Origin of the sequence: Sulfitobacter sp. PR48 (assembly GCF_028807335.1) — a bacterium.
Classification (GTDB): domain Bacteria; phylum Pseudomonadota; class Alphaproteobacteria; order Rhodobacterales; family Rhodobacteraceae; genus Sulfitobacter.
Genome location: NZ_JARAMM010000027.1, coordinates 22,170 through 30,650 on the forward strand (window position 1 = coordinate 22,170; position 8,481 = coordinate 30,650).

10 protein-coding genes are annotated in these 8,481 nt (G+C 62.1%); 8 read left to right on the forward strand and 2 right to left on the reverse strand.

The genetic code is table 11. From position 1 onward, the window contains the following. The first annotated feature begins 7 nt into the window (after window positions 1-7). From PVW51_RS22485 to PVW51_RS22505, 5 genes are all read left to right on the forward strand, one after another. On the forward strand, window positions 8-253 hold the full coding sequence (locus PVW51_RS22485) for a hypothetical protein (RefSeq protein WP_269364879.1): 246 nt from the start codon (window positions 8-10) through the stop codon (window positions 251-253). 103 nt (window positions 254-356) lie between these two features. Continuing rightward, on the forward strand, window positions 357-1,109 hold the full coding sequence (locus PVW51_RS22490) for an alpha/beta hydrolase (protein ID WP_274577745.1): 753 nt from the start codon (window positions 357-359) through the stop codon (window positions 1,107-1,109). 4 nt (window positions 1,110-1,113) lie between these two features. Next, entirely contained in the window at window positions 1,114-1,542 is a 429-nt protein-coding gene (locus PVW51_RS22495; protein WP_269364883.1) for a VOC family protein, read from the forward strand. 17 nt (window positions 1,543-1,559) lie between these two features. Then, the gene (locus PVW51_RS22500) at window positions 1,560-2,231 is read left to right on the forward strand and encodes a hypothetical protein (RefSeq protein ID WP_274577751.1); all 672 of its coding nucleotides are present in this window, start codon (window positions 1,560-1,562) and stop codon (window positions 2,229-2,231) included. A 31-nt stretch (window positions 2,232-2,262) separates the two neighbouring features. Continuing rightward, window positions 2,263-2,973, forward strand: coding sequence for an alpha/beta fold hydrolase (locus PVW51_RS22505; RefSeq protein ID WP_274577746.1), 711 nt, complete (start codon window positions 2,263-2,265; stop codon window positions 2,971-2,973). Window positions 2,974-2,989: 16 nt separating this feature from the next. Here PVW51_RS22505 and PVW51_RS22510 read toward each other — a convergent pair whose 3' ends face one another. Both PVW51_RS22510 and phaZ read right to left on the reverse strand, forming a co-directional pair. Further along, window positions 2,990-3,577 carry a DUF6151 family protein gene (locus tag PVW51_RS22510; RefSeq protein WP_274577748.1) on the reverse strand — a complete coding sequence of 196 codons (588 nt, stop codon included), beginning with the start codon at window positions 3,575-3,577 and terminating at the stop codon, window positions 2,990-2,992. 3 nt (window positions 3,578-3,580) lie between these two features. Continuing rightward, window positions 3,581-4,861 carry a polyhydroxyalkanoate depolymerase gene (gene phaZ, locus PVW51_RS22515; protein WP_274577749.1) on the reverse strand — a complete coding sequence of 427 codons (1,281 nt, stop codon included), beginning with the start codon at window positions 4,859-4,861 and terminating at the stop codon, window positions 3,581-3,583. Between the two features lie 100 nt (window positions 4,862-4,961). On the opposite strand from phaZ, the gene PVW51_RS22520 reads away from it, so the two are divergent. The 3 genes from PVW51_RS22520 to phaR all read left to right on the forward strand — a co-directional run bounded on the left by PVW51_RS22520 (window position 4,962) and on the right by phaR (window position 8,092). Then, entirely contained in the window at window positions 4,962-6,767 is a 1,806-nt protein-coding gene (locus tag PVW51_RS22520; RefSeq protein ID WP_269364890.1) for a PHA/PHB synthase family protein, read from the forward strand. Between the two features lie 178 nt (window positions 6,768-6,945). Next, complete coding sequence (locus PVW51_RS22525) at window positions 6,946-7,389, forward strand: phasin family protein (RefSeq protein WP_269364892.1); 444 nt, start codon at window positions 6,946-6,948, stop codon at window positions 7,387-7,389. 127 nt (window positions 7,390-7,516) lie between these two features. Beyond that, window positions 7,517-8,092 (forward strand): polyhydroxyalkanoate synthesis repressor PhaR, encoded by a 576-nt coding sequence (gene phaR, locus PVW51_RS22530; protein WP_114275949.1) that lies wholly within the window; start codon window positions 7,517-7,519, stop codon window positions 8,090-8,092. Window positions 8,093-8,481: the final 389 nt, after the last annotated feature.

Below are 8,481 nucleotides of genomic sequence, written 5' to 3' on the forward strand. Positions count from 1 at the left end.
GCGCGGCATGGCAAGCTACAACCGGACATTCAACCTGACGATTGCGGATGTCGACATGATCGAGGAAGCGCTGCGCGCCCGTGGTCGTGAATTGTCCCGCATGCGGCTTGCCCTGGGCAGCGACAACCCGGCGCATATGGAATCGATCCGGGTGATCGAGGATGACCAGCGCGAGAACGAGGAACTGCTGGGTCGGCTTCACGGTCAGAAGATCTTTTACCGGCCCAAGACATCGACCTACGTCAGCGGCTGAGCCCCGCGCGCCCGCCGGGCGCGCCGGTACAACGGTAACGCGGGATTCTCGCGGTTGCCCTTGGACCCGGTGTTGCGCATGATGACCCGAAAAAGGGGGCACCATGACCATACCGGCATTTCTGGACACGAAATCAGGGCGCAGGCTGGCCTATCACCGGACCGAGGGGGCGGGTCCCTGCATCGTGTTTCTGGGCGGTCTGAAATCCGACATGATGGGCACCAAGGCGGTGTTCCTGGAGGAATGGGCGCGCCGCAACGGGCGGGCCTTCCTGCGCTTCGATTATTCCGGACATGGCGAATCGTCGGGCGATTTCACCGATGGCTGCATCGGCGACTGGGCCGAGGACGCGGCCGAGGCGGTGGCGGCGCTGACGCAGGGGCCGATCCTGCCCGTGGGCTCCTCCATGGGGGGATGGCAGGCGCTGTTGCTGGCGCGGGCGCAGCCGGAGCGGCTGGCGGGGCTGGTGACCATCGCCGCGGCACCGGATTTCACCGAAGACGGATATTGGGCGAATTTTACCGATGCGCAGCGCGCGCAGATCGAGGCGGGGCAGATGGTGGAGCTGCCCTCGGACTACATGGAGCCCTATCTGGTCACGCCGCGCATGATCGCGGACGGGCGTGAACAGCTGGTGCTGCGGGCACCGTTGCATCTGCCGTTCCCGGTGCGGTTCCTGCAGGGCACGGCAGATACCGCCGTCAGCGTTGCCACCGCCACGCGGCTGCTGGAACATGCCACAGGGCCGGACATGCGGCTGCTGCTGGTCAAGGATGCGGATCACCGGTTTTCCGACGGTCCCTGTCTGGATCTGATTGTTCAGGCGATAGATGAGGTTTTTACTGCAAATGACTGAAAAGATGGAACAACGTATTTCGCTGATTACTCTGGGCGCAGGGGATCAGGCCGGGCTGGCCGCCTTTTACGACGCCCTGGGCTGGGTCCGGGTGGAGAGCCCGGACGGCGTTGTCGCCTATGATCTGATTGGTCAGACGCTGGGACTTTACCCGATCGGGAAGCTGGCCGAGGACATTGGCGTGCCGGTGGAAACGCTGGGCCATGGGGCGATGACGCTGTCCTACAATGTGCGGGACAAGGCGCAGGTCGCCCCGCTGCTGGCGCGGGCAGAGGCCGCGGGGGGCCGTATCCTGCGGCCCGCGCATGACATCTTCTGGGGCGGGCATGTGGGGTATTTTGCGGACCCGGAGGGGCATATCTGGGAGGTCACCCACAACCCCTTTGCGCCGCTGGCCCCGGATGGCGCCTTTCGCTGGAACGGCCACGGCTGATGCGCAGACCGGCCAGCATGTGGAGCCTTGAGACCTTTGGCCGGGTCCGCCTGTCGAAACATTTCTACATGCGCGATTTCCTCTATTCGGAGATTTCGGGCTTTCACGGCATTCCCAATGTGCCGGACGATCCCGATCTGGTGATCGCGAACGGGCGGGCGTTCTGCAGCGCGCTGATGGACCCTTTGGAGGAAACCTTTGGCCGGGTCGCAGTGCGGTCGGGCTATCGCAGCCGGGCGCTGAACCGCTATGGCAACGAGAACCGCCTGAACTGCGCGCGCAATGACAACCCGCTGGAATGCCATATCTGGGACTGGGCCGGCGGTGACCGGGCCGTGGCCGGGGCCAGCGTCGTGATCCCCTGGTTTGCCGATCAATATGCCCAAGGGCGCGACTGGCGCGATCTGGCCTGGTGGGTGCATGACCATCTGCCCTATTCCGAGATGTGGTTCTTTCCCAAGCTGGCGGCCTTCAACCTGGTCTGGCGTCCGCAGCCCTGGCGCACGATTTCCAGCTATGTCGCGCCGCGCGGGATGCTGCTGCGGGCCGGAGAGGCGCCAGACGAAAATGCCGCCACCCGTGCGCGGCGCTATGCCGATTTTCCGCCCCTACGTGGCATCAAGATGCCTGATGTTGCGGCACCCCCCGGCCATGCTATAGAGGATGAAGCGGGCAATCGCCCGGACTGAAAGACTTTTGAGATCAACAAGGTGCGCTGATATGGCCGAGCCGCTGGTGCTGTTGCCCGGCATGATGTGTGACGCGCGGCTTTTCGGGCCCCAGATCGCCGAGCTTTCGGCTGACATGGCTGTCATGCTGGCCCCCATCACAAAGGGTGAACGGATCGAGGAGATTGCCTCGGGCATTCTCGACCTCTTGCCGAACCGCTTTGCCGTGGCGGGGCAGGGCATGGGCGGCGTGGTGGCGATGGAACTGCTGCGGCGCGCGCCGGACCGGGTGACCCGCATCTGCCTGATGGGCACCAATCCGCTTGCCGAAACCCCCGTTGCCGCCGCGAACCGCGAGCCGCAGATCGTGCGGGTCCGGTCGGGGCGGCTGCTTGAGGTAATGCGCGACGAAATTCCGGCGGCCAGCCTGGCGCCCGGCGGTCAGCGTGCCGAGGTGCTGGAACTGGCCCTGGACATGGCCGAAACGCTGGGGCCGGAGGTGTTCATCCGCCAGTCCCGCGCCTTGCAGCGGCGGCGCGACCAGCAGGCGGTGCTGCGCAAATGCAAGTCCCCGGCGCTGGTGCTCTGCGGGCGGCATGACACGTTGAGCCCGGTCAAACGCCACAGTTTCATGGCAGAGCTGATCCCCTATGCCGAGCTTCTGGTGCTGGAAGATGCGGGCCATCTGCCAACCCTGGAACAACCCGCAGAGACCACGGCGGCGCTGCGCAAATGGATGCGCCAGCCGCTGGTGTTGCGGTAACGGCAGGGGCGTTGCGTCAGGACGCGGCGTCGAGCAGGGCTTTGCGGGTGCCCTGTGGCAGCACCTCGACCGGGCTGACCAGCGTGGCGCAATCGGCCTTGAAAAACGGTGTTTTCTTCCATCTGCCGGTGATGAGCTGAAGCGCGCTGCGGCTGAGCGCGCCCCAGATGAACCGCGGCAGACCTTTGTGGCGGGTCTTGCCGCTGTCGGTGGGGAGGAAGGCCTGACCGGCCACCGGGCCAAGCGGCGCGGTTTCCCCCAGGATATTGGTGCGGATGCCGACGAAGGAAAACCGCGCGCTGCGCGGCGTGTTGAACAGCGGTGTGCCGCAGCAGGCGGCTTGCCAGCGCAGCACATTTTTCGCGCCAAAGGAAAAGACCGCCAGTCTATCGGCCCCCTTGGTGATGGTCAGCCGGTCCGGTGTGGTCTGAAAGATGCCGACCGGGCCGGGCGCCGGGTCGGGCTGGCCCAGGTGCAGTTCCGCCGCGCGGCAGTCGCGGCAAAAGCACTCGACATGGGTGCCGGCACCGGGGCTGGCCCCCCGCAGGGTGCCTGCCAGTTTGCCGCAGTTGCAGGCGAATGCGATATCATGCGGCCTGGCCATGGATCAGGCCGCCTGGTTCTTGTTCGCCGCCTTTTTTGCCTTGGGCTGCGGATCGCCGCTGTTTTCGTCGATGAAGTTCAGCACCAGCGGGCGGATGTTCTCGCGCCAGCTGCCACCGGCAAAGATGCCGTAGTGTCCGGCCCCTTCTTCCAGGTGGCTGGCCTTCTTGCTGTCGGGCAGGCCGGTCAGCAGATCCAGCGCGGCGACGCATTGGCCGGGGGCGGAAATGTCGTCCTTGGAGCCTTCGACTGTCTTGACCGCGACGGTGGTGATCTTGCCGATGTCCACCTTGCGCCCTGCGACGGTAAAGTTGTTGCTGGCGATTTCGTGGTTCTTGAAGATCCGGTCGACGGTCGACAGGTAGAATTCCGCCGTCATATCCATCACGGCAAGATATTCATCGTAGAACTTGTTGTGCTTGTCGTGTTCATGCGCCTCGCCCCGGGCGACGCGGCCGATCTGGTCGCTGAACGCCTTGAAATGGGTTTCCGCGTTCATCGAGATGAAGGAGGACAGCTGCAGCAGGCCGGGATAGACCTTGCGGCCGACGCCGGCGTATTTGAAGCCGACCCGCTGGATCATCATGTGTTCCAGCTGGCCCATGGTGACGCTGTGGCCAAAGTCGGTGACTTCGGTGGGGGCGGCACCGGGGTCGATCGGGCCGCCGATCAGGGTCAGGCTGCGCGGCTGGGCGTCTGGCGCTTCCTCGGCCAGGTAGGCGGTGGCGGCCAGCGCCAGCGGGGCGGGCTGGCAGACGGCGATCACATGGGTGTCCGGGCCCAGATGCTTCATGAAATCGACAAGATAGAGGGTGTAATCCTCGACATCGAACTTGCCGGCGCTGACGGGAATGTCGCGCGCATTGTGCCAGTCGGTGATATAGACGTCGCAATCGGGCAGCAGGCTGATCACGGTGGAGCGCAGCAATGTGGCATAATGGCCGGACATCGGGGCCACCAGCAGCACCTTGCGGGGCGGTGTGGGACGGCCCGAAATCTTGAAATGCAGCAGATCGCCAAAGTCGCGCGACAGGGAGATTTCAGCGCTGACGACATGGTCCTGGCCGTCGTTGCCGGGGATCGCGGGGATGTTCCAGTCGGGTTTGACGACGATCCGGCTGAAGGTCCGTTCGGTTACTTCGCCCCAGGCCGCCATCCAGTTCAAGCCAGGGTTTGGAAACATTGAAAAAGCAGGGTAGGATGCCATGGCAAGCGCTGACGCGCCGAGCCATTGGTTGGTATTTCTGACGGTCTCCATCAGATCGTAAGAAGCCATGTAACGCATAGGGGTCTCCTTTGGGCCCGAGATTGCGCACCTCCTTGGTCCGGCCCCTGAAGCGGTCCATGAAATGCTGCACCTGCGAAGATAGGAGCAAAAGGTTAAGATGACAACTAAAACTAAAAACGACCCGGCATTGAGTGACGCGTCCCTGTCCCGGATGGTGGAAAACCTCAAGAAGGTGGAGCAGCTGACCGAGCGGCTGGGGCAGGTGATGGCACATCGCCAGACCCACCGGCAGGCGCTGGACGGACCGAACCAGGAATTGTTCGCCAAGGCGCAGCAGGCCTATCTGACCGAAGCCATGACCAATCCGGCCAAGCTGATGGAACATCAGCTGTCGTTCTGGACCAGGACGATGACCCATTTCGTCGAGGCGCAGCAGGCCCTGGCCAAGGGCACGCTGACCGCACCGGAGGACAATACGCCAAGCGACCGGCGCTTTGCCAATCCGCTGTGGCAGACCCATCCCTATTTCAACTTCGTCAAGCAGCAGTACATGATCAACGCGCAGGCGCTGGAGCAGGCGGTCGAAGATGTCACCGACATGGAGCCGCATGAGAAAAAGCGGCTGGCCTATTTCAGCCGTCAGATCATCGACATGATGAGCCCGACGAATTTCCTGGCCACCAACCCCGACGCGCTGGAACGCGCGATCGAGACGGAGGGCGAGAGCCTGGTGAAGGGAATCGAGAACCTGATTTCCGATCTGGAGGCCAACGACGGTGAGCTGATCGTGCGGCTGGCTGATGAAAAGGCCTTCAAGCTGGGCGAGAATATCGCAAGCACACCGGGCAAGGTGGTCTATCGCAACAAGATGTTCGAGCTGATCCAGTACACGCCGACCACCGAAAAGGTGTACAAGACGCCGCTGCTGGTGTTCCCGCCCTGGATCAACAAGTTCTATATCCTCGACCTGAAGGAACAGAATTCATTGGTGAAATGGCTGCTGGATCAGGGCCACACGCTGTTCATGGTGTCCTGGGTCAATCCTGACAGCACCTATCGCGATGTCGGGATGGAGGATTACATCGAGGATGGCTATCTGGCCGCGATTCGCGAGGTCAAGGCGATCACCGGCGAGAAGAAGGTGAATGCGGTGGGCTATTGCATTGCCGGGACCACCCTGTCGCTTGTCCTGGCGCTGCTCAAGCAGCGCGGCGACAAATCGGTCAAATCCGCGACCTTCTTTACCGCGCTGACCGATTTCTCCGACCAGGGGGAGTTCCAGCCCTTTCTGACCGACGATTTCATCGACGGGATCGAGGGGGAGACAGCGGACAAGGGGATTCTCCCCTCGGTCATCATGGCGCGCACCTTTTCCTTCCTGCGGTCGAACGACCTGGTTTATGCCCCTGCCGTCAAACATTACATCATGGGAGAGACGCCGCCGGCCTTCGATCTGCTCTACTGGAACGGGGACGGGGCCAACCTGCCTGCCAAGATGGCGATGCAGTACCTGCGCGGCCTGTGTCAGCGCAACGAGCTGGCGGAAGGGGGATTCGACATTCTGGGGCATCACCTGGTGCTGGGCGATGTGGATGTACCGCTGTGTGCCGTGGCCTGCGAGACCGACCATATCGCGCCCTGGAAAGACAGCTATCGCGGCGTGCGGCAGATGGGATCCTCGGACAAGACCTTCATCATGACCCAGTCGGGCCATATCGCGGGGATCGTGAACCCGCCGTCCAAGAAGAAATACGGCCATTACGTGAACCCCTCGCTTGAAGCGGAGCACACCGGCTGGCTGGAAGCGGCGGAATTTCACGAAGGGTCGTGGTGGCCGCGCTGGGGAGCCTGGCTGAAAAAGCGGTCCGGCGCGATGATCAAGGCGCGGAAACCGGGGGATGATGGCAGGAAAATTCTGGGAGATGCGCCGGGAGAATACGTGGCAAAGAAGGCAAATCACTGATCGGAAAGCACTTTTTGCCGTCATGAAAGTTTAATGCTGCGATGCAGAAAAAGACTTGAAATGCTGCGGTGCAGCATGTATATAATTTAGGCAGACGCGGAAGGCTGGATTCACCACTGGACGCGAAAGGCGGGACAGACCCGTCGAACTAAACAGCGTAACCTAAGGATATACAGACATGACAAAGACACCTGATATGACCGCGATCTTCAAAGACGTAATGGGCTCTTTCCCGGTTGACACAGCCGCAATGGAAGGCGCGTTCAAAACAAGCGCGACCCTGAACGAAAAACTGTCCGGCGTTGCCCTGGCAGCGGTCGAGAAATCCACCGAGGTTTCCTCCAAGTGGACAAAAGACACCGTCGCAAAGATGACCGAGATGGCCAAGGCGAAGTCCGAACCCGCCGATTACGCAAAAGCGATGTCCGACTTCGCTTCTGCTTCCGCTGAATCCGCAGCCGAGCACATGGCTGCTTTCGCGGAAATCGCCAAGAAGGTTCAGATGGACACCGTTGAGCTGATGATGGCTGCCGGCAAGGACATCCAGGAAGACGCAACCGCCGCGATGAAGAAAGCTTCGAGCGACGTGCAGGCCGCCACCAAGAAGGCGACAGCGAAGTAAGACCGATTACCGGTATCTCCTCCTCCCTGAAAGAAGATGCCGTGGGGCGGGTGCTGATGCACCCGCCCTTTCTTTTTGTGAAACATGCGCCTAAGCTGCATTGCAGCACGTAATCGGGAGGATGATTGTGGCGGACCAACCCAAGCCTTTGCTGATCAAGCGCTACGCGTCTCGGCGGCTATATAATACCGAAACCAGCGACTATGTGACGCTGGAGGATATTGCCGGTTTCATCCGTGATGGCCGCGAGGTGCAGATTGTGGATCTGAAGTCGGGCGATGACCTGACCCGTCAGTATCTGTTGCAGATCATTGCCGAACACGAGAGCCGGGGCGAAAGCGTCTTGCCGGTCGAGGTGTTGAACGACCTGGTGCGCAGCTACATGTCCGGCAATGTTTCGGTGGTGCCGCAATTCCTGCAGGCGTCATTCGACATGCTGCGCGACGGGCAGGCCAAGATGATGGAAAACATGTCGACGATCAATCCGATCGCGACGATGCCCGGCATGGAAGCGGTGAAGGCCCAGCAGGAAGCCTTCATGAAGGCGATGACCGGCGGCTGGGGCGGCAAGAAGGGTGCGATGGGCACCACCATGCCGACCATGTCGGAAGAAGACGAGCCGGAGCCGGAAAAGTCCGAGGATCTGGACGCGATCAAGAAGCAACTCGCCGAGTTGCAGGACAAGCTGTCAAAGATGAAGTGATCCTGCGGACGCGCGCCCCTGACGGGGCACGCGGCGCGATCATCGGCGCCATGTGGCGGGCCTGAGCCCTTGGCTCTTGTCAATTGCCATGCAAAACCGGCTTCTGGTCACATCGCTGCCCCGGATCGCGGCGCGACGTCCGCAGGGCGGGGCAGGGGCGATGCGGTTATTGGTGAAAATAGCAGCGAACGGCGGGAGGGAGGCCAGAGTGACATGAGGCGCAGGCCGGGCCAGCGCCTGCCCGGGGTGGGCGATGCTGACCTTGGTTCATGCCACTTTATTTCTCAACCGTGATGAATCCCAACGAGGGAACAACTAGCCTCACCAAATCGCCTACCCGAGGGGCGGGCAGGCGATGGCCCGGCGCCTTCGGCTTGTTCCGGGCCTGG